The sequence below is a fragment of the Pseudomonas fluorescens genome, assembly GCF_902498195.1.
Taxonomy (GTDB): Bacteria; Pseudomonadota; Gammaproteobacteria; order Pseudomonadales; family Pseudomonadaceae; genus Aquipseudomonas; species Aquipseudomonas fluorescens_BU.
This window is the reverse complement of the sequence record NZ_CABVIY010000004.1, coordinates 694,268-720,611: the sequence shown is the minus strand read 5'-3', so window position 1 is coordinate 720,611 and position 26,344 is coordinate 694,268. Positions and strand designations below refer to the sequence as shown.

Below are 26,344 nucleotides of genomic sequence, written 5' to 3'. Positions count from 1 at the left end.
CTGCGCTCGCTGGTGAGTCGTTTATTCATGACCTATTCGAGGCCAGCGCAAGCCTTAGAAAACAACGAGCCAAAACCCACCACCGGCTGGTCGATGCCCAGCTGGTGCAAGCACATCCACACCAGCGCCTGATTACTGCTGACCACTGGCAGGCCCAACTGCGCTTCGATGGTTGCCAGCACCTCAGCCACCTGGATCCCGGCACAGCTGATCAGCACGCCATCCAGCGCCATGCCGCGAAACCCTTGCGCCAACTCAAGCCACGCCTGCGAAGGCAGGCTGCCCTGCTCCACCGGCGTCGTGCAGGGTTTACCCAGCGCACTGACCACCTCGATGCTCAGGCCCGCGAAATACTCGCGCTCAACCTCGATCACTTCCTGCGGATAAGGCGTCAGCAAGCCGATGCGTCGCATGCCCTGAGCACGGCAACCGGCGATAACCGCCTCGATGGTGGTCACGCTGTCGAGCCCGGTGGCGTCAAACAAACGCTTGCGCAGTACCTGCGGCCCGGCCAGCAGGGTGGCGGCGGTGCAGTTGATGGCCAGCAGGTCGACACTGGCATCGGCAAGCAATTGCGCATGGCCTTCCAGGCCCTCGGAAAACTTGCGATCGGCTTCCAGGGAAGTCTGCTTGAAAGGCACGCGCGTGGTGACGAAGCGCACCCCCTCGGGGGCCATCAGTTGAGGTTCATGGTCGCAGAGGCCACCCGATGGGTAGAGTTGGCCTATGCGCGCCAAAGTACCGATACCTGGGTTCACGGGTCTTTCCTTCTATGAGTGATGAATTACACACGCTTGAAACACAAAAACCTCCACGGGCCGACAAGGCCCCTGGAGGTCAGTGACAACCGAACCCGACTACCAGAGCGCCAGGGTATACCCGACGATCAAACGATTTTCATCGGCGTCGGTTGTCAGCCCGTCGCCCGAGCGGAAAGTGACATTGCGCCAGCGTACGCTCACGCCCTTCAGCGGACCATCCTGCACGACATAGGCCAGGTCGGTATCGCGCTCCCACTCGCGACCATCATTCACAGTGGCGGTCTTGACGTGGCGCCCGTCCACATAGCGGGTCATGAAGCTCAGGCCGGGAATTCCCCAGGCGGCGAAGTCATAGTCGTAACGCAGCTGCCACGAATCTTCCTGCGCCCGGGTGAACAGGTTAAAGGTCACCAGGTTGGCCACATAAGGCTCGGCGCCGTTGAGGAACGGGAAATCACCGTCGCCCGACAGGTACTGCCAGGCGGTGGTGAACCGATGAGCCTTGTATTCCAGGCCAATCATTCCGTTGAAATTGCGGTTATCGATGGTTCCCGCCAGCTTGCGCCCTTCATCACGGGTGTCGAAATAACGAAGGTCGCTTTTCATCACCAGACCCTCGGCCAGCGACCAACGATGCGTCAGGCCGGCGAATTGCTGCCGATAGATATCCTGCAGGTTCGCGCCGTAGTAACTCAGGTTCAGCTGGGGTGTCAGCGCATAGTTGGCCCCGGCAAAATCGAAGTGATCACTCGAAGCCGCGCCATAGCCGATGTCATCATGACTGGACGAATCGCGCAGGCTGGCCTGGGTCAGGCGCCCGGCGTTGATCGACAGGCCCTGGATGTCCTGCGAATTCAACAGCCCCCCGCGAAACGACGAGCCCAGCAGGCGCGTGTCGTTGTACATCACCACCGGCAACGTCGGCTGCAAGGTGCCCACACTCAATACGCTCTTGCTGGTACGCGCCTTGGCCGTCAACCCCAGCTTGCTGTAGTTGTCGGCGGCCCGCCCGCTGTCCCCGGCAGGCAACAGCCCGGAGCCGCGCCGGTCGGGACTGGAGTCGAGCTTGACGCCCATTTGCCCCAGCGCATCGACGCCAAAGCCCACGGCGCCCTCGGTAAAGCCCGAGACCAGCCGGCCCGTAAAGCCCTGGGCCCACTCGTCCGTCTTCGATTGCGGGGCGTCGTGCTGACGAAAATCACGGTTCAAGTAAAAGTTGCGCAGTTCCACACGGGCCGTGCTGTCATCGACAAAGTCCGCCAGCGCGCAGTTGGCGAGGGAGGTCCCGATGGAAAACAGCAAAGGTGCGGCAAGGCAAGGTCGGCTCATTATTATTATCCAGACTCGATCAAAACCGGGGCGGCCGGCAACCGGACGCGCACCGGACGGCGCGCATCAATTCACAAAGCGGCAGGCAAGGGAAAACCATCGACGCCCGTCACCAGGCGCCTTCAAGCAATCGTTATTGTTATGGTGTGCCGTGGCGGCACAGGCTCGTCATGCCTCGAGAATGCGAGCCTGCAACTGCGACGCCGACAGGTTCCGGGTCAGGGCCAGCATCAGCAGGATGCGCAACTTGTGCGGGCTCAGATCGCCTCCGGCCAGCACACCGTCACGCGCCAGGAACGCCTGGGGCGGGACGATCCCGCGCAGGGCCCGAGTCGCCTGGACCACGATCACCCCGCTGGCCGTGGCCCGCTTGATCGCGGCCACTTCACCCGAAGCCGGCCGGCCCGGCGCCAGCCCGGCACTGATGATCGCCCGGCTCCCGGCCGCGACCAGCGCATCGACGACCACGCCGTCAGCACCGGCGTAGGAGGTGGTGATGTCCACCCGGGGCAGGTCACTCACCCCTTCGAAATGAAAGTGCGCATGCCAGCCGTTGGCCGGCAGGCAACGTCGCCAGTGCACCTGGGCCATGGCGTCGACCTGGGCCAGCGGCCCGTAGGGAATGGCCTCGAAGGCATTGAGGTCAAAGCTCGAACTCTTGCTCACATCGCGTGCGGCATAGGCTTTGTTGTCCATTACCAGCAACGCACCACAGGCCTTGGCCTGCGCACTGGTCGCCACCGCCAGGGCCGCGCGCAAGTTGGCCAGGACATCGCTGCCCGCGGTATTGACCGGGCGTTGTGCACCGGTCAATACCAGGCCGGCGTCGAGGTCCAGGGCGAGGTCGAGGAAGTACGCGGTCTCTTCCATTGTCGCCGTGCCGTGGGTGATGACAAACCCTTCGATATCCGGGTGCTCACTGGCTGTGCGCTCGATCAGGCGCGCCAGTTCCAGCCAGTCGACCGGGGTGATTGCCGTGCTGCCCAATGCCCGGAACGGCACGGGCACGCATTGGATATGGGGCGCCACCTCACCCAATTGCTCAAGCAGGTGATCAATCGGCAAGACCACGCCACTTTCACTGTATTCAACCCAGTCGAACGGGTCGCGCGCTTGCATGGCGAACGTGCCGCCGGTGCCGATGATGGCCACTTTCGGACGATATTGAGTGGTCATCGATCAGGCCTCCACAGTGACAAGCTGGACGAACACGCAACCGTCTTCGGCTTTCACCTGGTGACACCGGGTGTTCTTCAGCAATGGGCTGCACAACGCCTTGCCACTGCGCAGGTCGAACGCCCCGGCATGCAACGGGCATTCGATTTCATAGCCGTCCAGGTCACCGTCGCTGAGCAGCGCATTGCCATGGGTGCAAATATCGTCGACGGCGAACAACTCGTCGTCGACCTTGAACAGGCCTACCTTGCGGCCACTGACCTGGACGCCCGCGCAATCACCCTGGCCGAACAATTCAGCCAGGGTCCCCACGGCAATCCATTGCCCACTGTTCGCCTGCTCAGGAAATATCAACGCTTGGGATGCCGTCATGAATTTATCGCTCAATCAATGAGTGCGCAGTGCGCACCGGAAAAGGAGTTCGCGCGCGCAATGCATCAAGCCCGGGCGCCAGCGGCATGCTGCCGGTGCCCAGCGCCGTGACCTGCACATCACAAAAGCGCATCGAATCGATCAACCAGCCTTGCGGTGGCATGTAGCGATAGGTTTCCTCGGTACGCGCCATCAGCAACACCGCCTCGGCGTTGTCGGCGCACAGCGCCAACTGCCACAAGCGCCAATCGGCCCGCGCCTGGTGGCCGTCCACCGCAATCTCGGCACCGACGTAGTAATGCGCGGCGAAACACCAGGGCGACTGCTCAAACCATTGCGCCAGCGCTTCGCGCCCGACCCGGTCACCGCCGAACTCGGCGCCGTACCAGACCGCCTGCGGGGTAAAGCAGTCCGCCTGCGCCCTGGCCAATTGCGCCAGACGCGGGGGTTCCTGCCGGCGATAATCGGCGGTGTATTTGGCATCGGCCAGGGCCGCATAACGGGCCTTGAGCTGGCGGATGGCCTCGCGGGCTTCCAACTGGTGCAGGCGCTCGGCCAGCTGCGACAGATCGTTCATGCCGCCACCGCCTTCAGGGACACCGACACGTCGCCGAGCAGCGCCAGGTCGACGGGACGCCGATCACGGATCAAGGCTTCCAGGGCCTTGCGCTCCTTGCCTTGATTGACCATCACCGCCGCCACCACCCGCTGCGCCTTGAGCAGCACCAGGGTGGCCTTGCCCTGGGCCAGATCACCGCGCCAGACATGCGCATCGGCATCGTCGATCAGGCCAACCACCTGGATGTTGTGACCCAGCTGATCGGTCCACATCCAGGGAATTTCGCCATAGGGCTGCGCAATGCCGGCAATCTGTTGCGCCACGGCCAGGGCCTGGTTTTCCGCATTGCGCCAGGTTTCCTGACGCAACAAACGGCCATAGAAGGCATTTTCGCAATTGGCGACATCGCCCACGGCATAGCACCACGGGGCATCGGGACTGCGGCAAGACGCATCGACCACCACGCCGTTGCGGCAGGTGATGCCGGCCTCCTGGAGAAACCCGGTGTCACAATCAATGCCGATGGCGAGCAACACCTGCTGCGCCTCCAGCATTTCGCTGACACCCTCGAAGCCCTGCACCTGCACCTGGTAAATGTCGCCATACTGAACAATGGACTGCACGACCACCCGGGACTTCAATGTCACGCCGACTTGCTGATGCTGCTCTGCCAACCACTGCGAAACAGGGGCCGGCAGACACCGGCGCATGATCTGGTCCGAGACGTCCAGCACCGTCACCGAGACCCCGGCGGCAGAGGCTGTCGCGGCCACTTCCATGCCGATCACGCCGGCGCCGATCACCAGCAGCCGCGACCCCGCGACCAGGGTCGTGGCGAGCTTCTCGCAGTCGCCGATTCCCCGGAGCACATGCAGGCCCGGCAAATCCCCGCCTGGCACCGTCAGCGGCCGCGCCGCCCCGCCCGTGGCCACGACCAGCTCATCGAACCCGACCTGACGCCCATCATCCAGATGCAAGACGCGCCGCTCACGCTCCAGCCCCACCACACGCGCCGTGAGGCGCTCCAGACGCGGATGGGCGGTCCAGAACTCGTCCGTGGCCAGCATCAGCTCGCTCCACGACTGCTCGCCCGCCAGCACCGCCTTGGACAAAGCCGGACGCTCGTACGGCGCATAGGGTTCCTCGCCGATCAGCGTCACCCGGCAGCTGTCGTCCAGTCCGAGCAGATGCTGGACGACCCGCCCGCCGGCATGCCCGGCGCCGACAATCGCGATTCGCCGGGCGCTCATGGCTGGAGCTCCTGCACTGCGCCGAGTCGCACAATGGCGCGGTACAGCAAGCCGTTGGCCGACGTGCAGACCCAGCGCCGAGGTTCGTGCGGTGGAATCACAATCGCCTCGCCGGCACTCAGGCTGTAGCACTCGTCGGCGGCAAACACATCGAAGCTGCCCTCAATGATGGCGCCGACTTCTTCACCCAGGTCGCTGATGCCGCCCATCACCGACTCACCCTGGACAAACGGACGCAATTGCAGATCGAAGGCATCGCCGCTGACACGACTGCCTTCGGCGCACGTCAGGGGCGCCGTCACCCGACACTGTTGAGTGTTCACGAGCGCTCCTCCCGATTCTTCAGCGGGTAATACGGCACGCTGTCTTCCGGCCCGAACTCGGGCCGTGGCGGCGTGACCACATTCAGGCGCATGCTCACGCCTTCGCCGGCAAAACGATTGCTGCCGTAGTGACTCAATTGCGCGGGAATGATCATGGCGCTGCGCGCGGTCATCGGCACCGCCACATCGCCCTCCTCGCCCTCACCTTCAAAAACCGTGCACTCGCCCACCAGTTGCAACGACGCTTCTTCACCATGGAGGTGGGCCTTGGCAGGCAAGTCATGCCCGACTTTTTCCACGAATTTCACCACCGACACACTGATCTGCTTACCGAACAGGTGCTTCATGTACAACCCGTCGGCAACGACTTCCTTGAGCCCGTCATCGATCCCGAACACCCTGCACTTGGCCATACTTACCTCCGCGTTCAATACACAGGCTTGAGAGAAAAATCTTCTTCGGCAACGAAGCGACGCGGGTCAAAGCCGTACACCACTTCCTGTTGGTTGTAACACTCGACGGTGGGGGCGATTTCGGCCAGTGAGAGCAGCAGCTTGAGCAAGGTGCTGTCCACCTCGTCGAGCTCAGCCAGGGGCTTGCGATTGACGAACGCCAGCAGCTCGTCGATCTGCGCCATCATGGCGTCCTTGAAGGCGATGATGGCGGGCATCGACTGGCGGTGGCGCTGGATATTGCGCTCGGTCTCTGTCGCCAGCGCCCACACCCCCACGTAGATCTGCAAGGCCTGGAAAGCTTCGGGCAACAGGAGGTTCACCGGGTGATCGGCCTGGGAAGTTGCAATCATGTTCATCGTGTTCACTCCGCAGCGGCTCGGGCGGCATTGCGTTCCAGCATGCGCTCGACAGCGTGATAGTTATGGCGCACCAGCACTTCGTTGTCCTGAAGGAACATGAAGCGCTTGGCCCCGGTTTCCGCAGCCTTTTGCGTGCGTTCCACCGTGCTCATGTCTTCGAGCAGTACATCGCGCAAGGCCACTTTCATGTACTCGACGAAGAAGCGCCCACCGGCGGTGGTCATCTCCGGATAGAACACCCGGCACTCGACGCGCGTGCGGTTGTAGGCCGTGGGGCGGAAGGTGTAGCACTGGAAGTAATTGGGGCGCAGCGACAGGTACAGGTCGGGGAACACGACGTTGATGTCGAACAACCAGTTCGGGCTTTTGGTCCAGTTCATGCCCTCGGGCAAGGCCTCGATGGGAAAATCATATTTGGCGCTACCCGCAGCGCCACGCAACGCCGCCGCCGAGATCGGCTTGGACTTGCTGGCCTCGACCAGCGCTTCCTCGAAGGCCGCGCCGCCTTCGGTCATGGCCTTGGGGTTGCCGTAGACCGACTTCTGGTTGCCCGACAGAGACAGGCGACGGTGATATTCGCCACACAGCGCACCGAGCGGCGGCATGGCGCCGTGCTCGTCCTTTTCCACCGCATCGGCGATCGACAGACCGTGAATGTAGGCAACGTGGTAGGCCTCCTGGAACGCATCCAGGGCCAGCTTCCAGTTGCACTGCACTTCGCTGACCCAGGAAAAGCCCGAGGTCAGTTTTTCAAACGGATAACCTTCGATCGAACCGAACATGGGCTTGAGGTAATCCTCAAGCGATTGCGCCGGCTCGACCTGCATGTTGATGAAGATGAAGCCTTGCCAGATTTCACACGCCACTCGCGCCAGGCCATTGGCGGACTTGTCCAGATCAAAGAAGCACTCTTCTTCCGGCACGCCGGTCAGGTTGCCATCCAGGTCGAACGCCCAACCGTGGAACTTGCACGAGAATTTGCGCGTCGTGCCGCACTTCTCGTAGGCAATCTGGTTGACCCGGTGCGAGCAGACGTTGTGCATGGCATTGATCTGGCCCTGCTTGTTGCGCACCACAATGATCGATGCATCGGCGCACGCCAGGTCCTTGACCATGTAATCCCCGGCATTGGGAATTTCTTCAACCCGCCCCACCTCCAGCCAGGTCTGCTTGAAGATGTGTTCTTTCTCCCGCTCGTAGTACTCGGGAGAAATATACGGCTCGACCGGCACCGGGCCCTTGCCCAGCTCGGGATAGTCGTCAGTGATAAAGGTGCGCTTGGTGCTCATTATTTTTTTCAAACCCCATCAGTTCGTCCAATTAACGAATGACATTCTGTTATTGAGCGCACTCCTCTGTCAACACCCCTGTAAAAAGGCATTTATCACGATGATTCATTCGTATAAAACGACCGTCACTCTTTAAATAAGCGAATCAGCGTGAGGAGTGGAGTACCGCAACGACCCCAGCTGGTATGATTCGCCCCCATTGCACGAGCGTGCGAGAGCGATCAACCAGGAGCAGTGCGTGGCGCAGATCAAAAAAATGGAAATCCGGGATGCTATCGTCGAATCCGCCTTTACCTTGTTCAAACACAAGGGCTACACGGCGACCACGATGAGCAGCATCGCTCGCGAAGCCGGGGTGACGGTGTCGAACCTGTACGTCTACTTCGATTCCAAGATCCTGATCCTCTATGCGATTTACACGCCCTGGTTCCAGGACCAGGTCACCCGCCTCAAGGACTCCGTTAGCCGTCTGCGCCAGCCACGGGCCCGGCTAAAAAGAATATTGATCGGGGTTTGGTCAGAGCTGCCTGTGGCCGACCAGGCGTTTGCCAACTGCATGATCGAGGCCCTGGCCAGCGCCCCGCGCCAGCAGGGCAAACCCAATGACCTGCTCAAGTGGGCAGAAGCACAGATCAGCGAGATGATGCTCGACACCCTGCCCGAGGACCGCCATCAGCTGCTCGCCGATGGCCTGCTGGCCCATGTCCTGTGGATGGCATTCGACGGATTTGTGATCAACCAGCGCATGGGCGATTGCCGCGACATGGAAAAAATTGCTGATCTGTTTACCGACATGTTGTTGCCCGGCTGAGGCGAAGCGCCGGGCGACAAGATACGCTTGAAAGCTGATGGCAAAAGATCGCAGCCCGCGCCAGGCAGGCTGCGAGCCTTCACCTCGGTGAATCCCTCACGTACGACCCACCGAACCCGTAACCGGCAAATTGCCCAGCAACTTGAGCCCGGTAGCCTTCACGAACGCCTCATAGTCCATCGGCCGTTCAATCCGGGTTTCGGCATTGGGCAATACGTACGCCCAGGCCCGTTTGGACGAGGCGTCGTACACCAGTTTGAACAGGCGCGTCGGCACCCAGACCTTGTTGTCGCCAATGGTGGAATGACCTTGGTCAAAGAGCGGGCCGGTAAAGACAAACACATTGCCCTCGGCGCGCTTGGCGAACTTCCTGACATCCGCCTCGACCTTGCTCCAGATCTTGCGGTTATTGGTGGGGTCTTGCGGCACCATGTTCGACAGTGCAAAGGACTGGGCCATCGCTTTGGGGCTCGGTGCATCGGCCGCCGGCGATTGATGACCACGGTCCACGGCCGGATGCTGGCTGCGGTAGTCGCTCAACTCTGCCCGCCCGCCCTTGGGGATGCGCGGGTCCGGATAGAACTGGTTGGTGCGTTCCTCGCCTTTGGCGTCTTCAAGTTGCGCTGCATTCAGCCGCTCGACCACCACCAGCGGCGTCTTGCTGGTTTGCGAGTACAGCACCGCAAAGTTATCGGAACACAGAGCCAGGGGATTCATGGTGGCCGGCACGGTGGCGATGTTGATCGGCCTGGCAGCCGGGAACAGCTCGGCACAGCCGTCGAACGATGGCTTTTTCTGTTGGCTTGAGTAGAGGTCCAGCGCCGCGTTCTGGTTGATCGAACCTGAGCGGGATGATTGTTCCTGATGCTGGGCGGGCGGCTTGATGAGGTCCAGCAGGCTGCGGGCGTCCGCGGCGGTTGAAAGCAAAACAAGGGCTGACAGCCCAACTGCAATTTTGCGTAGGTGCATGCTTGGTTCTTCGAATGGGATTGAGGGTTTGAATGGGGGGCGGTTGGCTGATTATCGAGCGGCGGGCATGCGTTCTCTGTCCTTGATCAAAAATACGGATTCATTGACCACCGCAAACCGCTTTAGTGCTGGGCAGCGGCTGCATTCTAATGGCTGGTTGAGAATCGCCAAACCCAGACACTGACAACGAACCCCACCCCTACCCTGTGGTCACAACACTGAATGGCATCGTGCTGCACTTCAGCGCGAAGCCTGCACTTCATACACTTTTGGGCGCGCCGGATAACCTTCAGTGAATTCCACTGCTGTCCAGGGAACCACTGCACTCATCCACTGCTCCCTTTTCGGAGTACGCAAATGACTCAATCCACGCGGTTCTTCCTTTCGATCTTCCTCGCAGCAGCCGCACTGGCCTCGGCCAGCCTGCTGAACACTGCCGGCGCGGCCACCGCCGAAGACCTCAATGCCGACTCTCGGCAAGCGCTGCAAACGCTCTACAAGACCAACCCCTTTTCCGAGACCATCTCGCACAAGGCCAAAGCGGTACTGGTCTTCCCGAAAATCATCAAGGCCGGCCTGGTGTTCGGCGGCAGCTATGGCGAAGGTGTTTTGATGAAGGGCGCGAAAGTCGAGGATTACTACAACTCCGTCAGCGGGTCGTGGGGCCTGCAGGCAGGCGCCCAGTCGTATGGTTATGTCGTGTTTCTGATGACCGACAAAGCGGTGAAATACGTGGCTGAAACCAAGGGTTGGGAAATCGGTGTAGGGCCCACGGTGGTGGTGGTCGATGAAGGGGTGGCGAAGAACCTGTCCAGTTCCACGCTCAAAGACGACGCCTACGCGTTCATCTTCGACCAGCAAGGGTTGATGGCGGGCATCAGCATCGAAGGCACGAAGATTTCCTTGATCAAGCGCTGACAACCGGTGGTTGGGCTGCGGATCGATCTCGCGGCAAAAGATCGCAGCCTTCGGCAGCTCCTACAGGGTTCACGTGATTCCTGTAGGAGCTGATCATCAGTTCCTGGCTGCAACCTTGTTGCCACCGGCATCCCACCCTCCTCCCAACGCTTTATAGATGGCGACGATGGCACGGTACTGATCGGTTTCGCCCAGTGCCTGGGCATCCTCGGCATTCAGCCGTTCGCGCTGGGCATCGAGCAGGACGAGGTAGTCCACGGCGCCTTCCTTGTACTGGGTCGCCGCCAGGTCAGCCGCCGCCCTGCTCGACTCGCTTTGCTTGATCAGCGACAGCAACCGCTGCTGGCGTTTGCCGTAGTCGCTGAAGGCGTTCTCGGACTCTTCCAGCGCCAACAGCACTTGCTGTTCATAGGTGGCCAGGGCGCCTTCGGCATCGGCGTCGGCGCCACGGATGCGCGCTCGGACGCTGCCCAGGTCGAACGCTGCCCAGGTGATGCTCGGGCCAAGGCTCCAGGCCTTGGCGGCGGCGGAACCGATTTGCGAACCGCGTCCAGCGGTGAAGCCGAGAAAGCCGCTCAGGCTGACCCGTGGGAACAGGTCGGCAGTGGCGACGCCCACATCGGCTGTCGCGGCGGCGAGTCGACGTTCGGCCGCCAGCACATCCGGGCGACGGCGCAGCAATTCGGCGGGGTCGCCAATGGGCAGCGCCTTGGCGATGGCCGGCAAATCTTTCGGGCCCAGGGACACGCTTAACTGGTCGGGGCGTTCACCGAGCAAGGTCGCGATGCGGTTTTTCTGCCGCACCTGTTCCGCTTGCAGTTGCGGCACGCTGGCCTCGACGGCGGCCAGGCGTGCGTCGGCGCGCACCACGTCGAGTTCGTTGCCGACACCGGCATCGCGCAGGCTGACGGTCACGCTGCGCGAGTCGTTCTGGTTCTTGAGGTTGGCCAGGGCGATTTTTTCCCGCAGTTGCGCACCGCGCAGTTGCCCGTAGGCATCCACCAGTTCGGCAATCATGGTGACGCGCAGTTGATAAAGATCCGCCGCTGCCGCGTCTTCCCGGGCATCGCTCGACTCAAGCGCGCGCTGGATGCGCCCGAACAGGTCGATTTCCCAGGCCATGTCCAGGCCCAGGTCGTAGCGCTCGGTATTGACCCGGCTCTCGGTCTGCCCCGGCACTTGCGACTTGCCTTGCACGCTGCTGACGCGACTGGTAACCACCGGCAGGTTGTCGTTGCTGATGTCGTCGCGAATCGCCCGGGCCGCTTTCCAGCGGGCGAAGGCCACGCGCAGGTCGCGGTTGCCTTCCAGGGACTTGCTGACCAACTGGTTCAGGGTCGGATCGTCGAACTGTTGCCACCATACCGTTTCAAAGCGCGACTGATCGTAGTTGGCGGCTTTCGCATACACGATAGTGGCTGGCGCGGTGTCCGGCGTCTTGTAGTCCGGCCCCACCGCGCAGGCGGCCAGCGCGGTCACCAGGAGGCTGGGTAAAAAAAGCTTCAGGGCATTCATGGGTGCACCTCCAGGTTCAGCGCGTGGGCTTGTCTGCGTACTTTCTTGCGTTCGATATAGCGGCGGATCAGGACGAAGAACACCGGGGTCAATAACAGGCCGAAGAAGGTCACGCCGAGCATCCCGGAGAACACCGCCACGCCCATGGCGCGACGCATTTCCGAACCGGCGCCGGTGGAGGTCACCAGCGGCACGACGCCCATGATGAACGCGAAAGACGTCATCAGGATCGGCCGCAGACGCATGCGGCAAGCCTCCAGCACGGCGTCCAGCGGCGACAGGCCCTGGTCCTGTTTGTCCTTGGCGAACTCGACGATCAGGATCGCGTTCTTGCACGCCAGGCCCACCAGCACGATCAGGCCGATCTGGGTGAAGATGTTGTTGTCACCCTTGGAAATGATCACCCCGGCAATCGCCGACAGCAGGGTCATCGGCACGATCAGGATCACCGCCAGCGGCAGGCTCCAGCTCTCGTACAACGCCGCCAGCACCAGGAACGCCAGCAGCACGCACAGCGGGAACACCAGCAGCGCCGTGTTGCCGGACAGGATCTGTTGGTAGGTCAGGTCGGTCCATTCGTAGGTCATGCCGTTGGGCAGTTCCTCTTTCAGCAGTTTTTCAATCGCCGCCTGGGCCTGGCCGGAACTGTAGCCGGGGGCGGCGCTGCCATTGATTTCGGCGGTGAGGAAGCCGTTGTAGTGCGAGACCCGGTCCGGGCCCGAGGTCGGGCTGACCTTGACGAACGTCGCCAGCGGGATCATCTCGCCGCGATCGTTGCGCACCTTCAACTGGCCGATCTGCTCCGGTTCCTGGCGGAACTGTTGCTCGGCCTGCACGTTGACCTGATAGGTACGGCCAAACCGGTTGAAGTCGTTGGCGTACAGCGAGCCGAGGTACACCTGCAAGGTGTCGAAGATGTCGTTGATCTTCACGCCGTGGGTCTTGGCCTTTTCCCGGTCGATAGCGGCCTCGACCTGCGGCACGTTCACGGTGTAGCTGGTGAACAGGTTGGCCAGTTCCGGCACGCTGCGGCTCTTGCCGATGATGTTCATGGTTTCCTTGTACAGCTCGTCGTAGCCGAGGTTGCCACGGTCTTCGATCTGCAGGCGGAAGCCGCCGATGGTGCCCAGGCCTTGAACCGGCGGTGGCGGGAACACGGCGATGTAGGCGTCCTGAATGCCACCGAACTTGCCGTTGAGCGAGGCGGAAATCGCCTTGGCCGACAGGCTCGGGTCTTGGCGCTCCTCGAACTTGCTCAAGCCGATAAAGGCGATGCCGGCATTCGGGCTGTTGGTAAAGCCATTGATCGACAGGCCGGGGAATGCCACGGCACTGTCGAAACCCGGCTCGTTCATGGCGATGGTGCTCATGCGCCGGATCACCGATTCGGTGCGATCCAGGCTCGCGGCATCCGGCAGTTGCGCGAAGGTCACCAGGTACTTCTTGTCCTGGGTCGGCACGAAACCGGTCGGGGTGGTGCTGAAACCCATGTACGTCATGGCGATCAGGCCGGCGTAGATCAGCAAGGCCACGCTGCTGCCGCGAATGACCTTGGCCACCGCCACCATGTAGCCGTGGCTGGCCCTTTCGAAAAAGCGGTTGAACGGCTTGAACAGCCAGCCGCCCAGCAACCGATCCAGCACTTTGGAGAAGCGGTCTTTCGGTGCGCCGTGGGCCTTGAGCAGCACAGCGGCCAACGCTGGCGACAAGGTCAGCGAGTTGAACGCCGAGATCACCGTGGAAATGGCGATGGTCAAGGCGAACTGTTTATAGAACTGCCCGGTAAGGCCTGAGATGAAGGCCGCCGGTACGAACACCGCGCACAGCACCAGCGCCGTGGCGATGATGGGCCCGGTCACTTCGCCCATGGCTTTGCTGGTCGCCTCGGCCGGTTCCAGCCCGGACTCGATGTTGCGCTCGACGTTTTCCACCACCACGATTGCGTCGTCGACCACGATACCGATCGCCAGTACCAGGCCGAACAGCGACAGCGCGTTGAGCGAGAAACCGAGCAGGTGCATCACCGCAAAGGTGCCGATCAGCGACACCGGCACCGCCACCAGTGGAATGATCGAGGCGCGCCAGGTTTGCAGGAACAGGATCACCACCAGCACCACCAGGATCAGTGCTTCGAACAGCGTGTGCACCACCGCTTCAATCGAGCTGCGCACGAAGATGGTCGGGTCGTAGACGATCTCGTAGTCCATGCCTTGCGGGAAGCTCTTCTTCAGCTCCGCCATCTTCGCCCGCACCTGATCGGAAACGTCGATGGCGTTGGAGCCCGGGCGCTGGAAGATCGGCATGGCCACCGCTTCCTGGTTGTTGAGCAGGGCGCGCAAGGCGTATTGGTTGGAGCCCAGCTCGATGCGGGCGATGTCTTTCAGGCGAGTGATTTCGCCGTCCGGGCCACTGCGGATGATCACGTTCTCGAACTCTCCCTCGGTGACCAGGCGCCCCTGGGAGTTGATCGACATCTGGAAGCTGGTGGCATTGGGTGCCGGCGGCGAACCCAGTTGCCCGGCCGCGACCTGGCGGTTCTGTTCGCGCACCGCGTTGACCACGTCGGTGGCCGTGAGATTGCGCGAGGCGGTTTTGTCCGGGTCGAGCCAGATGCGCAGCGAGTAATCGCCGATGCCAAACATCTTCACATCGCCGATGCCTTCCAGGCGCGACAGCTCATCCTTGACGTTGAGGATCGCGTAGTTGGACAGGTAGAGCATGTCGTAGCGCTTGTCCGGCGAGACCAGGTGCACCAGCAAGGTCAACTCGGGCGAGGCCTTGTCGACGGTAATGCCGATGCGCGTCACTTCTTCCGGCAACTTGGGCTCGGTGCGGGTCACACGGTTTTGCACCTGGACCTGGGCGTTATCCAGATCGGTGCCCAGGGCGAAGGTCACGGTGAGGGTCAAGCGGCCATCGGCGGTGGACTGCGAGGACATGTACAGCATGTTCTCGACGCCGGTGATCGCCTGCTCCAGCGGTGCAGCCACGGTTTCGCCGATCACCTTGGGGTTGGCCCCCGGGTAGCTGGCGTGGACCACCACGGTCGGCGGCACCACTTCGGGGTATTCACTGATCGGCAACTGGAATAGCGAGATGGCGCCGGCGATCAGGATCAGCAGCGACAGCACGGCGGCGAAGATCGGTCGCGTGATAAAGAACTGAGAGAATTTCATGTCGGTGTTCCCTTATCCGCGAGGTGAGAGCGCGGCATCCGTCTTCACCAGCGCGGGTGATTTGACGGAGGCCGGGGCCGAAAGGGCCGGTTGATTGCCGGCTTCGATGGCCTGCCGTTGGCGGGTCAGGGTCGCGACGGTTTCCGGGTCGGCCATGGGCGCATCCTGCGGGGCGACCACGGCGCCGGGACGGACCCGTTGCAGACCGTTGATGACGATGCGGTCCTCTTTCTGCAGGCCACTGCGCACAATGCGCAGGCCTTCGAGCTTCGGCCCCAGCTCGACGCTGCGGTACACGGCCTTGTTGTCCTGATCGATGACCAGTACGAATTTCTTGCCCAGGTCCGTGCCCACGGCTTCGTCCTTGATCAGCAGGCCCGAATAAGCCGCGCTGCCCACCAGTTTCAAGCGGGCATACAAGCCGGGGGTGTATTGGCCATCGGCGTTGTCGAACACTGCGCGGCCACGAATGGTGCCGGTCTTGGGATTGACCTGGTTGTCGACGAAGTTCATCTGCCCCAGGTGAGTGTTGCCCTCCTCGTTCGACAGGCCCATGTACACCGGCGTTGCCTGGCCGCGCTGACCCTGGCGCGACAGCTGGCTGTATTTGAGGAACAGGCGCTCGTCGGCGTCGAAATAGGCATAGACCCTGTCGGTGGAAACCACGCTGGTCAGCGCCGTGGTGTCGGCGGTGACGATGTTGCCGGCGGTGATTTCGGCGCGGCTGACGCGGCCGGTGATCGGTGCGGTGACGCGGGTGAAGCTCAGGTTCAGGCGCGCCAGGTCGAGTTGCGCCTGGATGGCATCGACGCCGGCCTTGGCTTCTTGCGCGGTGGTGGTGCGGGTATCGGCCAGTTCGGCGGAAATCGCGTTGCTTCCCAGCAGGCGCTGGCCACGCTGCGCTTCGTTGGCGGTGCGCACCAGCGTCGCCCGGGCTTGTTGCAGCTGGGCTTCGAAGCGATGCACTTCGTGTTCGAAGGGTCGCGGATCGATCTGGAACAACAAATCACCCTTTTTCACCAGTGCACCATCGGTAAAGGCCACCCGCTCGATCTGCCCCGAGACACGGGGGCGAACCTCGACGGTTTCCGGCGCTTGCAGCCGGGCGGTGACCTCATCCCACTCGGTGATGGGCTGCTCGATAACCTGTGCCACCGTGACATGAGGCGCCCCCGGCGCATTAGCCGCGACAGGCGCGCGATCGCAAGCGGTGAGCATCGCGAGCGCCAATGCGGCAATCGGGTAACGAAAAGCTTTGAGTGACTGTTCCATGGGGTGTGTCCGCCAGACGGTTTAGGGATTTGCGGAGTCTCGGCCTCACGCGAGGCCTCGACGAATCAAACGGGGTGAACTTGGCTATTACTATTAATGATGATCATCATGTATAAGGGCAAAAAAAGGGATTGGCCCTTCAATCCTGGGCGTTCGCGATCGCATTGCACACCGAATCGAGCGCGGGCCCGAGGGTCTGTGCGACCGAAATGGCGCGCGGCGTGGGTTTCATTTCCCGTCCGGTGCGCTTGAACAGAGGATCGTTGAACAAGGCGCGCAACCGCCGCAGTGCGCCGCTGACCGCCGGTTGGCCCATCGACAGCCGGGACGCGGCGCGGGTGACGTTGCGCTCCTGGATCAGGGCTTCGAACACCACCAGCAGATTCAGGTCGATACTGCGCAGATCATTACGTTTCATGACATGTCCACCTGGTATTTGCGTCGACGATATATTACGACCATAATCATTACAAGCCTCTCGGCGACGACTTGCACAAGGCAAGCGCACCTGGCCACAGGAGCAGCTGATGAAAGTCACGAAAGATAAAGCGGCAGCGAACAAGGAGGCGCTGCTCACGGCAGCGTCCCGGCTGTACCGCGAAAAAGGCATCGACGGCATTGGCATCGGCGAGCTTTCACGCTCGGTCGGGCTGACCCACGGCGGGTTTTACGGGCAGTTCCCGGGCGGCAAGGAGCAGCTGGCGGCGGAGGCCGTGACCCGGACCTTCGAGGGCAACATCCGCAATTGGCAGAACGCCCGATCGATTCCTGAACTGGTGAAGGGTTACCTGACCCAAAAGCACCTGGAGAACTGGACCGAGGGCTGCGCGATTCCCGCGCTGGCCGCCGATGTCGCGCGCAACGGCGGCAGCGTCAGCCAGTCTTTCACCCGGGGGATCGAGCACTTTATTGAAATCCTGATGCCTCTGCTCGAAGGCGAAACCGAGGCGCAAAAACGTCAGCAGGCGCAGCAGGTCATTGCCTCGATGGCCGGGGCCATGCTCATTGCCAGGGCGGTGGACAAGCCTGAGTTGGCGGAGCAGTTTTTGGCGTCGGTGATTGAGGCATGGGCGTCCTGAAGGAGCGCACTGGGTTGGGTACATATCCATGATATGGGTGATGGGGACTTATGGTTTCGCCCTTACGGCGGGTTACCTGGAAAAACGGCACACCGCCCGGCCCCGAGTAACCAAGGGCTCTTACCCCTGTCGTTCAGCCCGTATTCCTGCAATTCCACTGTGGGAGCGGGCTTGCTCGCGAAGGCGGTGTGTCAGTGCACATATGCATTGACTGACATACCGCCTTCGCGAGCAAGCCCGCTCCCACCTTTGAACTCAGTACATCAACAAGAGCCAGGTCGGGTTGAAGGCCGCCTCGCTCTGGCTTCAGATTTGAGCGCCCCGTTAAACCACGCGGGCCCAACGACAGGGGCAAAAACCCTTGGTTACTCGGGGCCAGGCGGTGTGCCGTTTTTCCAAGTAACGCACCGCAAGGGCGAACCCGTCAGCCGCCATTACCGAAGCAACGGAAACGTCCGACGCCCCTGTGAACTCAGACCGTCGTTTGCACCACCGCCGCCTGGCGCCCCTTGAACGCCAAACCGAAACAGAAAAAAATCACCAGGGCAAACCCCGCCGGGAACAGCCAGATGTTTTTCCAGTCATGGCCACCGGCCGTCGAGGCGAAGTGGTCTGTCACCTGCCCCGCCACCCAAAAGCCGATCAACATGCCCAGCCCGTAAGTCGCCAACGTAATCAGACCCTGGGCAGAACTGCGGAAGCGCTCCGACGCCTTGGCATCGGTGTAGATCTGCCCGGAGACGAAGAAGAAGTCATAGCAGATGCCATGCAACGCGATGCCGGTGAACAGCATGAAGGCCAGGTCGCCATTGTTGCCATTGTTGCCATAGGCGAATAGCAGGTAGCGCAACGCCCACGCCAGCATGCCCACCAGCAGCGCAATCTTGATCCCGAAGCGGTGAATGAACAGTGGCAGGAGCAGCATGAACAACACTTCGGAGACTTGCCCGATGGCCATTTTCGCCGTGGGGTTGGTCACGCCGATTTCCGCCAGGAACGGGTTGGCATTCTGGTAATAAAACGCCAGGGGAATGCAGATCAGGATCGAGGCGATGAAGAACACCAGGTAGCTGCGATCCTTGAGCAAACCCAGGGCGTCCAGCCCGAGCATTTGCTTGAGGCCGCCGCCGGACTCGCCTTTGAGTGGCGCGGTGCGCGGCAAAGTGAAGCTGTAGAGGCCCAGCAGCAAGGAGGCGATGGCCGACATCAGGAAGGTGTTGCGCAACCCGCCCGTCGCAATCGCGGCCTGTGAGTCCCAGGCAAACACAAAGCTGATCACCAGGCCGGCGACGATCCAGCCAAGCGTGCCCCACACGCGGATCCGGGAAAACTCCAGGGCCGGGTCGCTCATCTGCCGGAACGCCACGGAATTGACCAGGGCCAGCGTCGGCATGTAGACCATCATGTAGGCCAGCACGAAGGGGTAAAACGTGCTGAAGTCCGGCGCCCGATACAGCTGATACAGCAGTACCGCGCCGACCAGGTGCAACACCGCGAGGATGCGCTCGGCATTGAAGAACCGGTCGGCGATCAGACCGATCACAAACGGCGCGATGATCGCCCCCCAGGACTGGGTCGAGAACGCCATGCCGATCTGGCCGCCACTGGCGCCCAAGGTGCTGGCGAGAAAGGTGCCGAGGGTGACGAACCAGCCACCCCAGATAAAGAACTGCAGGAACATCATTGCGCTGAGCCGCGCGGTCATCGTCGTCATGAAAGTCACCGTCTTATTGTTGTTTTTTTCTGCGATTGAAGGACAAACAGGGTCGGGCTCAGGCGTCGGGCAGCCCCAGCAGGCGTCGGTTAAAGGCGGCATCGGCCGACACACTGGCGAAGTCATCGAAGGCTTTTCGGGTCTTGTCGATCATGTGCCGTTCGATGAATGCCGCGCCTTCAGCCGCGCCTTGAGCCGAATCTTTCAGGCAGCATTCCCACTCCAGCACGGCCCATCCGGCAAAGTCGTATTGGGTCAGTTTGCTGAAGATCGATTTGAAGTCGACCTGGCCATCGCCCAGGGAGCGGAAACGACCCGGGCGCTCGACCCAGCCTTGATACCCGCCGTACACACCCGAGCGGGCATCGGGGCGGAACTCGGCGTCCTTGACGTGGAACATGCGGATGCGCGCGTGGTAGCGGTCGATGAAGCCCAGGTAGTCCATTTGCTGCAGCAGCAGATGGCTCGGGTCATAGAGGATGGCGGCGCGGGGATGGTGATTGACCGCGTCCAGAAAGCGTTCGAACGAGGCCCCGTCGTGCAGGTCTTCGCCGGGGTGGATTTCGTAGCAGAGGTCGACGCCGGCCGCTTCGAAACAATCGAGAATCGGCAACCAGCGCTTGGCCAGTTCGGCAAAACCCTGCTCGACCAGCCCGCTCGGCCGCTGCGGCCAAGGGTAGATATAAGGCCAGAGCAAGGCGCCGGAAAAGGTCGCGTGGGCTTTCAGGCCCAGGCGCTGGCTGGCGCGCGCGGCCAGTTTCAGTTGATCGATGGCCCACGCGGTCCGCGCCTCGGGCTGGCCGCGTAAATGAGCTGGGGCGAAGTCATCGAACAGGGTGTTGAACGCCGGGTGCACCGCCACCAATTGGCCTTGCAGATGGGTCGACAACTCACTGATCTCGACGCCCGCTTCGGCGCAGATGCCTTTCAGTTCATCGCAGTAGTCCTGGCTTTCGGCAGCCCGCGCCAGATCGATGAATGAGGTGCCCAGGGTGGGCAACTGAATGGCCTTGTAGCCTTGGGAAGCCGCCCACCGGGCGATGTTGGGCAGGGTATCGAACGGCGCTTCGGCGGACATGAATTGCGCGAGGAAAATCCCCGGGCCACGAAGGCCGGATGATGTTTGAGTGGTCACTGTGTTCTCCAGCGTCATGGGGTACAGACCAGTTCGGTCCACTTGGCGTCGCCACGATGGTTGGCGATGGCGGTCTCGATGAACGCCATGCCGCGCAGGCCAATGTCGATGCCGGGCACGCCGGGCGCATCGTGCCCCGCGACCTCGCCACGGATGGCGTTGGCGAAATCGCCGTACAGGTTGGCCATGGCCTCCAGGTAGCCTTCGGGATGCCCGGCGGGCAGGCGCATGCGCTGGCTCGCGGCTTCGCACAGCCACGGCTGGCCAACGCCGGAACGCAAGAGGCGCAAGGGTTGATCAAGGGCGCGATGGATCAGGCTGGCGGGATCCTCCTGGCGCCACTCCAGCCCGCCCTTGTCGCCATAGACGCGAATGTTCAGCGGGTTTTCTTCGCCCGCACAGACCTGGCTGGCGATCAGCACACCGCTGGCACCGCCGGCCATTTTGAATAGCATCGAAGCGTCATCGTCCAGTTGCCGACCGTCGATGTGCACGTTCAACATCGCGCACAGCTGCCTGATCGGCTGATCGGCGACAAACTCGGCCAGGGAAAAGGCATGGGTGCCGATGTCGCCGATGCAGCCGCCCAGCCCGGACTGCTCGGGCAAGTCGCGCCAGGCCGCCTGCTTGTTGCCCTGCCCGGCCACGTCCTGGCTGAGCCAGCCCTGGGGGTACTCGACGATCACCTTGCGCACCGCGCCGATGACCCCATTGCGCACCATGTCCCGCGCCTGCCAGACCATGGGGTAGCCGAGATAGGTGTGAGCCAGGCCGTACAGACGGTGGCTGCGTTCGACCACGTCCTTGAGCGCGAGCAATTCGGCCAGATTCAACGCCGCCGGCTTTTCACTGAACACATGGAACCCCGCGCTCAGTGCCTGGCTCGCCACCGGTGCATGCAGGTGATTGGGGGTGACGATCACCAGCAACTCCAGGCGTTGCGAAGCGGGCAATGCGCGCTCGGCTTCGATCATGTGCCGCCAGTCGTTGTAGCAGCGGGAGGCTGGCAGGCCGAGCGCTGCGCCGGTCTGCCGATTGTTCAGGGCATCGCGACTGAACGCGCCGCACACCAGTTCAAATCGGCCATTGAGCCCGGCGGCCTGACGGTGGGCCTGGGCGATAAACGCGCCCTCACCGCCTCCGACGAAGCCCATTCTAATTTTCGGCACTGCTGCGTTCATCACAAAGGTTCTCTGTTGGCGGGTAGCCGGCGATGATGTAACCGGTTACATCGTGACGGAAATCTAGGCTCAGTCGGGCGACGTGTCAAACCCGCGATTAAAATCCACGGAGATTCCGGTGCACCGTCGACCTGCGGTAAGCTCACCGGCCGCGCGATCCGATAACGAGGTGGTCTTGTCCAATATCCGTGAAGTAGCCCGGCTGGCCGGCGTCTCGGTGGCCACGGTGTCGAGGACACTGAAATCGCCCGAGCGCGTGCTCCCCGAGACCCGGGACAAGGTCAACGCCGCCGTGGAACAGGCCGGTTACCGGCCGAACCTGATGGCGGTGCAGTTTCGTTCACGCCGCACCGGCAACCTGGTGATCCTGGTGCCGACCATCGCCAACACCTTTTTCGCCCGGGTCATCAGCGGTGCCCAGCAAGCGGCCCAGGCGGCCAACTATCGATTGCTGCTGTGCGACACCCAGGGCCGCGAGGACATCGAGCGCGAATTCGCCGAGCTGGTGTACAACCATCAGGCCGACGGCGTGATTCAGTTGCGTGCCTTCGACCCGTTTACCGCGCCCTTCCCCAACGCCGAATACGCGCCCATCGTCAATGCCTGCGAGGTGATTCAGGGCGGACGTCACCCCACGATCAGCCTCGACAACCGCGCCGCGGCCAAGGCCATGACCGAGCATTTGCTGGAACTTGGCCACCGGCGGATCGGCCTGATCAAGGGCCCGAAAAGCAGCCCGCTGACCCGGGACCGCGTGGCCGGTTATCAGGATGCATTGCTTGAGGCCGGCATCGATTGCGACCCGGCGCTGATCTGCCACGGCGACTTCAGCCTGCAAGCCGGCCACGACGGCGCCGCCGCGATGCTGGCTCTGCCCGAACGCCCCACCGCGCTGTTTTGCGAAAACGATGAAATGGCCATTGGTGCGTTGAAACGCATCAAGCAGCACGGCTTGCGTGTGCCTGAGGACATGTCCCTGGTGGGCTTCGATGACATTCCGTTCGCGGCCTACTGCGACCCGCCACTGACGACCATCGCGCAACCGGCCGAGGTCTTCGGCCAGACAGCCGTCGAGATGCTGATCGCGCTGATCGAGAAAAAACCGCTGGTTCAGCGGCATGTGGTGTTGCCGTTTGAATTGACGCTGCGGGGCAGCACGGCGAAGGTGAACGAAGACCTGTAAGACTGCCCGGCACAATGAACTGTGGGAGCGGGCTTGCTCGCGAAAGCGGTGGGTCAGGCAACATTGATGCTGAATCGGCAGCACTCTTCGCGAGCAAGCCCGCTCCCACATTTCGATCCACGCTGTTCACACATTCCGTGTTCGCGGTAGATCCTCGTGGGAGCAGGGGAAGGTCACAGAGCTGTATTCAATCCCGGAACTGCGTCAGTTGCTGGCTCAGCGAGCCGGCCTGATCGCGCAGTTGCACCGACTGTTCGAGCAGGCTGCGGATCGCATGATCGTTCTGTTCGGAGATGCGGCTGACGCCCTGGATCGCCACCGACAGCTGTTCACCGGTCGCCGCCTGGCTCTGGGTCTGGCGTGCCACTTCGCTGATGCGGGTCAAAATGTCCTGGGCATGCTGGCGGATCTGATCCACGCCCTGGGCCGACGTGGTCAGTTGCACCACGCCCAGGCGCACCGCTTCGCCGACTTGCTGGACGTTGGCCACGGTGTTGCGCACGTCCGAACCGATGGCGCCGATCATCTCGCCGATTTCACCGGTCGAACGGCTGGTGCGTTCCGCCAGCTGCCGCACTTCGTCGGCCACCACGGCAAAACCACGGCCCTGCTCCCCGGCCCGTGCCGCTTCGATCGCCGCGTTGAGCGCCAACAGGTTGGTCTGGTCGGCGATGCTGCGAATCACCGCGATGATCCCGGCAATCTGCTGCGAGCGTTTTTCCAGGTCGCCCACGGCGCCGGCGACCACGTCCATGGTCTGATCGATATGGGTGATGCCGGCCAGGGTCTGGCTCATGTCGGTGGAAATGTTAGTGGTCAACACCTCGGTGTTGCGCGCCAGCTGCTCCACGTCCTCGGCCTGCTGGGACATCTCGGTCACCGAGTGCGCCAGTGCGGTGACACCGCTGGCCATTTCCTCGGTGGCGGTGTGCTGCGAAGTCGCGCGCTCGGCGACCGCCCGGGTGGTATCGCCCAGGTGATTGGAGATCTGCATCAGGGTCGTGCTGCTGTGGCGGATCGAACCCACGAGATCGCCCAGGCGCTGGATGAACTGGTTGAACGCACCGGCCAGCTTGCCGGTTTCATCGCCACTGCGTTGTTCGAAGCGCAGCCCCAACTCACCTTCCCAAGCCTGGATACCCACCGTGAGGCCCGACAGCGGACGAATCTGCCACGCCAGCAAATGCCACAGCACGATGGCCAGCACCAGCAACGCCACCAGGCCAATGACCACCGCGGTATAGAGGAAGTGATTGATCCCGGCCATGGCTTCGGCCAGCGGGTACGCCACCATCAGCGCCCAATTGTTCGGCGCCTCGCCGATCCGCACCGGTTGCAGCACATAACCCCAGCCATCGCGTTCGAAACTGTAGGGCTTGCCGGCCTTGATCGCGTCCTTGGCGGCAGGCGGCAACTCGTCCGCCGGCTGGCTCAGGCGCTTGGCATCGGGATGGCTGGCGTACAGGCCGTCGCTGGAAACCAGCGCGCCGTAGCCCTTGAAAGCATCGATGGTCGAGAGCTGGCGATTGATGCTTTCCAGCGGGATATCGACCCCCGCCACCCCCATCGCTTTGCCCCCCTGCAACAGCGGCACCATGATCGACACCAGCATGACCTGCTTGCCACTGCCGATGCTGTAGACATAGGGCTCGGACGCCCACGGCTGCCGTGTGTGCAGCGGCCGGTAGTAATACTGGTTGTCGGCATTTTCCGGGGTGTAGCCGCTCAACGCTTCGGACTTCACCGTGCCACTGGCGCGGTTCCAGTACGTCAGGTAACGGCCGGTGGCGTCATGATTGGGCTGGTTGGCAAACTCACTGTCCTTGCCGTCGAACGCGTTCGGCTCCCAATACTGACCAAGGCCCAGCAGCTTGGGGTTAGCTTCGAACAGCTGGCGAGTCAGCACATCGGCGGTCTTGCGGTCGACCTGCTGTTGCTGCATCGCCGTGGCGACACTGGCCAGGGATTCAGCCACGGTAAAACCGGTGCCGAGTTCGACTTCCACTTCCTTGGCATTGGCCTTGACGATGGTGTCGACCAGGGCAAAGGTTTCTTTGACGGAGGAGCCATAGGCGATGTAGGCGATGGAACCCAGCAGCAGTGCCATGACGACGACGGTGCCGATCAGCGCCGTCCAGAACAGCTTGAAATGCAGTGAGCGATTAGGCATGAACATTCTCGAATGGGCGATACGTTCAGCCAGCAAAGCCCGCGCAAAAATGTGAGTGCAGCCGCCCTGCTGGCAAGTTATTTATAATTGATATTATTTGGCCACTATATCGAGGCGCGAGGCCCCGGCGCAACTGAATATGAACGTTCGTTCAATATAAAAATATGGCTGGAAAAACCGGGGTTTACAGGCATTCCTGGGCAGCACGTTCGAGTTGCGAAGGGCCGAATGTCGATGCCAGCAGTGTGCGCTCGTACAAAAACACCTTGCCGCCATCCGCTGCCTTGTAAGCCTCAAGCACATCGTTCGCAGCGACTTTGCTTGAAACCACGATCCGGTAGCTGCGCTGGGTTTCGGAGACGGTCGCGTGCAGCGAATCTTCCTGCAATTTCGGCAGTACGCAGTGCGCGTAATCCGCGGGGGCTTTTTTGGTCTGCAAGGTCAGCGTCGGGTCGTTTGGCGTGGAGGCACAGCCGGACAACAGCAAGGATGCGACAACAGCCAGTCGGGTATAGAGGTTCATCGCGCCGATTCCTGGAGATGCGTTTCAGTTGGGCGCGATTTTCCCTGTTTGCCGGACACAACAGAACTTGTGATCGGTGATGGTCACTATCAGTCGAACAAATAGTTCTGAGCGCCCACTCTCCATCTGTAGGAGCGAGCCCTGCTCGCGATGGCCGTCAACGATAACGCGGGCTGTCTGAATGAACGTGGTGCCTGGACTCTTTTCGCGAGCAGGCTCGCTCCTACAGGGGAACGGGCACGGCCTCTGCTCCACGCTGGCCCTTGAACGCCTCGCGCCGCTCCAGTCGCTCCTGGGCATACGCCTCTGAAGGCTCGCTGATCAGCGCTTCGCGACGCAGTAACTCGCCACAATGCTCACACAGCGGCCCCAGCCCGGCGAGGTGGCCGCAGGTTCGATGGGTATAGCGCACCGCCAACCCCTCGTCCGCCGATTTGCACCAGGTCTCACCCCAGGCCCGCAGGGCCAGTACCACCGAGTAAAACGCCTCGCCCTTGGCGGTCAGGTGGTACTCGTAACGCTTGGGCCGTTCGCAGTACGCACGGCGCTCGACCATGCCGTCCGCCTCCAGGCTTTTCAAACGCGAGGCGACCATTTGCGGGGTGCCGCCGGTCTGCGCCTGGATCTCGTCGTAGCGATGGTTGCGCATGAACAATTCGCGCAGCACCAACACCGTCCATCGGTCTCCGACGACGGTCTCGGCCCGTGCAATCGGGCACAGGGTTTCAGGACTACTCTTTTTTACTGCCATGCAGGCTTGCCTCTTTCACAGTAACTATGATTATCATATCTACACCATGCCGGGGCAAGCCCCCGGCACAGGTC

General features: G+C 62.0%; 24 protein-coding genes and 2 pseudogenes. 4 read left to right on the top strand and 22 right to left on the bottom strand.

What is annotated here, in order from left to right; all coding sequences use genetic code 11:
• Nucleotides 1-32: 32 nt before the first annotated feature.
• The 10 genes from F8N66_RS18590 to F8N66_RS18545 form a co-directional block, all read right to left on the bottom strand.
• On the bottom strand, nucleotides 33-758 hold the full coding sequence (locus tag F8N66_RS18590; protein WP_150771565.1) for an aspartate/glutamate racemase family protein: 726 nt from the start codon (nucleotides 756-758) through the stop codon (nucleotides 33-35).
• A 99-nt stretch (nucleotides 759-857) separates the two neighbouring features.
• Nucleotides 858-2,090 (bottom strand): OprD family porin, encoded by a 1,233-nt coding sequence (locus F8N66_RS18585; protein WP_150771564.1) that lies wholly within the window; start codon nucleotides 2,088-2,090, stop codon nucleotides 858-860.
• A 168-nt stretch (nucleotides 2,091-2,258) separates the two neighbouring features.
• Nucleotides 2,259-3,266, bottom strand: a complete 1,008-nt coding sequence (locus F8N66_RS18580) for an asparaginase (protein WP_150771563.1) — start codon at nucleotides 3,264-3,266, stop codon at nucleotides 2,259-2,261.
• A 3-nt stretch (nucleotides 3,267-3,269) separates the two neighbouring features.
• Nucleotides 3,270-3,638, bottom strand: a complete 369-nt coding sequence (locus F8N66_RS18575) for a non-heme iron oxygenase ferredoxin subunit (protein ID WP_150771562.1) — start codon at nucleotides 3,636-3,638, stop codon at nucleotides 3,270-3,272.
• Nucleotides 3,639-3,642: 4 nt separating this feature from the next.
• Nucleotides 3,643-4,215, bottom strand: a complete 573-nt coding sequence (locus F8N66_RS18570) for a nuclear transport factor 2 family protein (protein ID WP_150771561.1) — start codon at nucleotides 4,213-4,215, stop codon at nucleotides 3,643-3,645.
• Entirely contained in the window at nucleotides 4,212-5,447 is a 1,236-nt protein-coding gene (locus tag F8N66_RS18565) for an NAD(P)/FAD-dependent oxidoreductase (RefSeq protein WP_150771560.1), read from the bottom strand. The genes F8N66_RS18570 and F8N66_RS18565 overlap by 4 nt, the downstream gene beginning before the upstream one ends.
• On the bottom strand, nucleotides 5,444-5,770 hold the full coding sequence (locus F8N66_RS18560) for a cupin domain-containing protein (protein WP_150771559.1): 327 nt from the start codon (nucleotides 5,768-5,770) through the stop codon (nucleotides 5,444-5,446). Before F8N66_RS18560 ends, F8N66_RS18565 begins: the two co-directional genes overlap by 4 nt.
• Nucleotides 5,767-6,183, bottom strand: a complete 417-nt coding sequence (locus F8N66_RS18555) for a cupin (RefSeq protein WP_150771558.1) — start codon at nucleotides 6,181-6,183, stop codon at nucleotides 5,767-5,769. The genes F8N66_RS18560 and F8N66_RS18555 overlap by 4 nt, the downstream gene beginning before the upstream one ends.
• A 14-nt stretch (nucleotides 6,184-6,197) precedes the next feature.
• Entirely contained in the window at nucleotides 6,198-6,581 is a 384-nt protein-coding gene (locus tag F8N66_RS18550) for a hypothetical protein (RefSeq protein WP_150771557.1), read from the bottom strand.
• 5 nt (nucleotides 6,582-6,586) lie between these two features.
• Complete coding sequence (locus F8N66_RS18545; RefSeq protein WP_150771556.1) at nucleotides 6,587-7,873, bottom strand: aromatic ring-hydroxylating oxygenase subunit alpha; 1,287 nt, start codon at nucleotides 7,871-7,873, stop codon at nucleotides 6,587-6,589.
• A 238-nt stretch (nucleotides 7,874-8,111) separates the two neighbouring features.
• Here F8N66_RS18545 and F8N66_RS18540 point away from each other — a divergent pair, with 238 nt between their 5' ends.
• A complete protein-coding gene (locus tag F8N66_RS18540; protein WP_150771555.1) occupies nucleotides 8,112-8,684 on the top strand; it encodes a TetR/AcrR family transcriptional regulator in 573 nt (190 codons plus the stop codon).
• A gap of 96 nt (nucleotides 8,685-8,780) precedes the next feature.
• On the opposite strand, the gene F8N66_RS18535 is transcribed toward F8N66_RS18540, so the two are convergent.
• Nucleotides 8,781-9,653 (bottom strand): DNA/RNA non-specific endonuclease, encoded by an 873-nt coding sequence (locus F8N66_RS18535; RefSeq protein WP_150771554.1) that lies wholly within the window; start codon nucleotides 9,651-9,653, stop codon nucleotides 8,781-8,783.
• Nucleotides 9,654-10,010: 357 nt separating this feature from the next.
• On the opposite strand from F8N66_RS18535, the gene F8N66_RS18530 reads away from it, so the two are divergent.
• Complete coding sequence (locus F8N66_RS18530; RefSeq protein WP_150771553.1) at nucleotides 10,011-10,571, top strand: YSC84-related protein; 561 nt, start codon at nucleotides 10,011-10,013, stop codon at nucleotides 10,569-10,571.
• A gap of 96 nt (nucleotides 10,572-10,667) precedes the next feature.
• Here F8N66_RS18530 and F8N66_RS18525 read toward each other — a convergent pair whose 3' ends face one another.
• The 4 genes from F8N66_RS18525 to F8N66_RS18510 form a co-directional block, all read right to left on the bottom strand.
• On the bottom strand, nucleotides 10,668-12,086 hold the full coding sequence (locus F8N66_RS18525; protein WP_150771552.1) for an efflux transporter outer membrane subunit: 1,419 nt from the start codon (nucleotides 12,084-12,086) through the stop codon (nucleotides 10,668-10,670).
• Nucleotides 12,083-15,262 carry an efflux RND transporter permease subunit gene (locus F8N66_RS18520; protein ID WP_150771551.1) on the bottom strand — a complete coding sequence of 1,060 codons (3,180 nt, stop codon included), beginning with the start codon at nucleotides 15,260-15,262 and terminating at the stop codon, nucleotides 12,083-12,085. The genes F8N66_RS18525 and F8N66_RS18520 overlap by 4 nt, the downstream gene beginning before the upstream one ends.
• Before the next feature lie 12 nt (nucleotides 15,263-15,274).
• Nucleotides 15,275-16,534, bottom strand: a complete 1,260-nt coding sequence (gene mexE, locus F8N66_RS18515; RefSeq protein ID WP_150771550.1) for a multidrug efflux RND transporter periplasmic adaptor subunit MexE — start codon at nucleotides 16,532-16,534, stop codon at nucleotides 15,275-15,277.
• A gap of 139 nt (nucleotides 16,535-16,673) precedes the next feature.
• Complete coding sequence (locus F8N66_RS18510) at nucleotides 16,674-16,952, bottom strand: LysR family transcriptional regulator (RefSeq protein WP_150771549.1); 279 nt, start codon at nucleotides 16,950-16,952, stop codon at nucleotides 16,674-16,676.
• A gap of 109 nt (nucleotides 16,953-17,061) precedes the next feature.
• On the opposite strand from F8N66_RS18510, the gene F8N66_RS18505 reads away from it, so the two are divergent.
• Complete coding sequence (locus tag F8N66_RS18505; RefSeq protein ID WP_150771548.1) at nucleotides 17,062-17,613, top strand: TetR/AcrR family transcriptional regulator; 552 nt, start codon at nucleotides 17,062-17,064, stop codon at nucleotides 17,611-17,613.
• 472 nt (nucleotides 17,614-18,085) lie between these two features.
• Here the strand turns inward: F8N66_RS18505 and F8N66_RS18495 are convergent, their stop codons facing one another.
• The 3 genes from F8N66_RS18495 to F8N66_RS18485 are packed head-to-tail and all read right to left on the bottom strand — an operon-like array spanning nucleotide 18,086 to nucleotide 21,643.
• Nucleotides 18,086-19,327 (bottom strand): nucleoside permease, encoded by a 1,242-nt coding sequence (locus tag F8N66_RS18495; RefSeq protein WP_150771546.1) that lies wholly within the window; start codon nucleotides 19,325-19,327, stop codon nucleotides 18,086-18,088.
• A gap of 58 nt (nucleotides 19,328-19,385) precedes the next feature.
• On the bottom strand, nucleotides 19,386-20,480 hold the full coding sequence (locus tag F8N66_RS18490; protein ID WP_150771545.1) for a sugar phosphate isomerase/epimerase family protein: 1,095 nt from the start codon (nucleotides 20,478-20,480) through the stop codon (nucleotides 19,386-19,388).
• On the bottom strand, nucleotides 20,477-21,643 hold the full coding sequence (locus tag F8N66_RS18485) for a Gfo/Idh/MocA family protein (RefSeq protein ID WP_150771544.1): 1,167 nt from the start codon (nucleotides 21,641-21,643) through the stop codon (nucleotides 20,477-20,479). The genes F8N66_RS18490 and F8N66_RS18485 overlap by 4 nt, the downstream gene beginning before the upstream one ends.
• Nucleotides 21,644-21,818: 175 nt before the next feature.
• Here F8N66_RS18485 and F8N66_RS18480 point away from each other — a divergent pair, with 175 nt between their 5' ends.
• Entirely contained in the window at nucleotides 21,819-22,826 is a 1,008-nt protein-coding gene (locus F8N66_RS18480; RefSeq protein WP_150771543.1) for a LacI family DNA-binding transcriptional regulator, read from the top strand.
• Nucleotides 22,827-23,013: 187 nt separating this feature from the next.
• Here the strand turns inward: F8N66_RS18480 and F8N66_RS32155 are convergent.
• The 4 genes and pseudogenes from F8N66_RS32155 to F8N66_RS18465 form a co-directional block, all read right to left on the bottom strand.
• A pseudogene (locus tag F8N66_RS32155) lies at nucleotides 23,014-23,550 on the bottom strand (methyl-accepting chemotaxis protein); the annotation flags it as partial.
• 324 nt (nucleotides 23,551-23,874) lie between these two features.
• Nucleotides 23,875-24,768: pseudogene (locus tag F8N66_RS32150) on the bottom strand (cache domain-containing protein); the annotation flags it as partial.
• 412 nt (nucleotides 24,769-25,180) lie between these two features.
• Complete coding sequence (locus F8N66_RS18470) at nucleotides 25,181-25,519, bottom strand: hypothetical protein (RefSeq protein WP_150771541.1); 339 nt, start codon at nucleotides 25,517-25,519, stop codon at nucleotides 25,181-25,183.
• Between the two features lie 223 nt (nucleotides 25,520-25,742).
• Nucleotides 25,743-26,270 (bottom strand): winged helix-turn-helix transcriptional regulator, encoded by a 528-nt coding sequence (locus F8N66_RS18465; protein ID WP_150771540.1) that lies wholly within the window; start codon nucleotides 26,268-26,270, stop codon nucleotides 25,743-25,745.
• Between the last annotated feature and the right edge of the window lie 74 nt (nucleotides 26,271-26,344).

Coding starts and splice junctions, on each gene's coding strand:
- F8N66_RS18470 (WP_150771541.1), bottom strand. CDS start 25,519: ATGAACCTCTATACCCGACTGGCTGTTGTCGCATCCTTGCTGTTGTCC.
- F8N66_RS18490 (WP_150771545.1), bottom strand. CDS start 20,480: ATGACGCTGGAGAACACAGTGACCACTCAAACATCATCCGGCCTTCGT.
- F8N66_RS18555 (WP_150771558.1), bottom strand. CDS start 6,183: ATGGCCAAGTGCAGGGTGTTCGGGATCGATGACGGGCTCAAGGAAGTC.
- F8N66_RS18465 (WP_150771540.1), bottom strand. CDS start 26,270: ATGGCAGTAAAAAAGAGTAGTCCTGAAACCCTGTGCCCGATTGCACGG.
- F8N66_RS18520 (WP_150771551.1), bottom strand. CDS start 15,262: ATGAAATTCTCTCAGTTCTTTATCACGCGACCGATCTTCGCCGCCGTG.
- F8N66_RS18550 (WP_150771557.1), bottom strand. CDS start 6,581: ATGAACATGATTGCAACTTCCCAGGCCGATCACCCGGTGAACCTCCTG.
- F8N66_RS18580 (WP_150771563.1), bottom strand. CDS start 3,266: ATGACCACTCAATATCGTCCGAAAGTGGCCATCATCGGCACCGGCGGC.
- F8N66_RS18570 (WP_150771561.1), bottom strand. CDS start 4,215: ATGAACGATCTGTCGCAGCTGGCCGAGCGCCTGCACCAGTTGGAAGCC.
- F8N66_RS18585 (WP_150771564.1), bottom strand. CDS start 2,090: ATGAGCCGACCTTGCCTTGCCGCACCTTTGCTGTTTTCCATCGGGACC.
- F8N66_RS18530 (WP_150771553.1), top strand. CDS start 10,011: ATGACTCAATCCACGCGGTTCTTCCTTTCGATCTTCCTCGCAGCAGCC.
- F8N66_RS18485 (WP_150771544.1), bottom strand. CDS start 21,643: ATGAACGCAGCAGTGCCGAAAATTAGAATGGGCTTCGTCGGAGGCGGT.
- F8N66_RS18525 (WP_150771552.1), bottom strand. CDS start 12,086: ATGAATGCCCTGAAGCTTTTTTTACCCAGCCTCCTGGTGACCGCGCTG.
- mexE (WP_150771550.1), bottom strand. CDS start 16,534: ATGGAACAGTCACTCAAAGCTTTTCGTTACCCGATTGCCGCATTGGCG.
- F8N66_RS18510 (WP_150771549.1), bottom strand. CDS start 16,952: ATGAAACGTAATGATCTGCGCAGTATCGACCTGAATCTGCTGGTGGTG.
- F8N66_RS18565 (WP_150771560.1), bottom strand. CDS start 5,447: ATGAGCGCCCGGCGAATCGCGATTGTCGGCGCCGGGCATGCCGGCGGG.
- F8N66_RS18505 (WP_150771548.1), top strand. CDS start 17,062: ATGAAAGTCACGAAAGATAAAGCGGCAGCGAACAAGGAGGCGCTGCTC.
- F8N66_RS18535 (WP_150771554.1), bottom strand. CDS start 9,653: ATGCACCTACGCAAAATTGCAGTTGGGCTGTCAGCCCTTGTTTTGCTT.
- F8N66_RS18545 (WP_150771556.1), bottom strand. CDS start 7,873: ATGAGCACCAAGCGCACCTTTATCACTGACGACTATCCCGAGCTGGGC.
- F8N66_RS18575 (WP_150771562.1), bottom strand. CDS start 3,638: ATGACGGCATCCCAAGCGTTGATATTTCCTGAGCAGGCGAACAGTGGG.
- F8N66_RS18495 (WP_150771546.1), bottom strand. CDS start 19,327: ATGACGACGATGACCGCGCGGCTCAGCGCAATGATGTTCCTGCAGTTC.